1 tRNA gene is annotated in these 577 nt (G+C 53.4%); it reads right to left on the bottom strand.

Going from position 1 to position 577, the window contains the following annotated elements:
- Window positions 1-225 precede the first annotated feature (225 nt).
- A tRNA-OTHER gene (locus LH464_RS24480) sits at window positions 226-329 on the bottom strand.
- Window positions 330-577: the final 248 nt, after the last annotated feature.

Below are 577 nucleotides of genomic sequence, written 5' to 3'. Positions count from 1 at the left end.
AAGCTACACAAGAGCAAATCGCGGATCGACAGAGAGGGGATCGAGGACCGGAGCTAGTTACGACCACTGCCAGAGATCCTCCATCGGCCAATCTTTTCGAGCTTTTCCACTCCCCGGCAAGTCTGGCTCTTTGAGCTGGATACAATGTAAGTGTAGTGCTCTGTGATCAAGGAGAGTGTAAGGAAGCAATTTCTTGGGAGAAGCGGAAGGGAGACAGACAACCTTTGGGGCACCGGCGCAGTGGCACTCTGATCGAACCAGAGACCTTCAGATTCCTAAGAATGATGAATCCTCAACCGCTTACAGTCTGACGCTCTTCCAACTGAGCTAGGAAGGGTCGCTTGCACCGCCACCTTGTGAAATGACATTGCTATGGCGATGCAGCGAAAAGCGGCGCAATTTCCTCCCTGATTTCGCTTTTCCCGTTCCAGAATCACACGGGCGGTCGCCCTAGGCCTCTTTTCCAACAGAAGCCACACATTTTCCTGCAAGCTCTACATTGCAAGACCTTCAAAGCAAGATCTTTTGGCGTGATCCGTGAAGCGCAAGTGCCCGCAGCTGCGCCTTCCCGCGGGCG

It is taken from the genome of Pseudorhizobium xiangyangii (assembly GCF_020531965.1).
In the GTDB taxonomy this organism is placed as follows: domain Bacteria; phylum Pseudomonadota; class Alphaproteobacteria; order Rhizobiales; family Rhizobiaceae; genus Neorhizobium; species Neorhizobium xiangyangii.
Note: the sequence above shows the minus strand (reverse complement) of the source record. Positions and strands in the feature narration are given on the sequence as shown.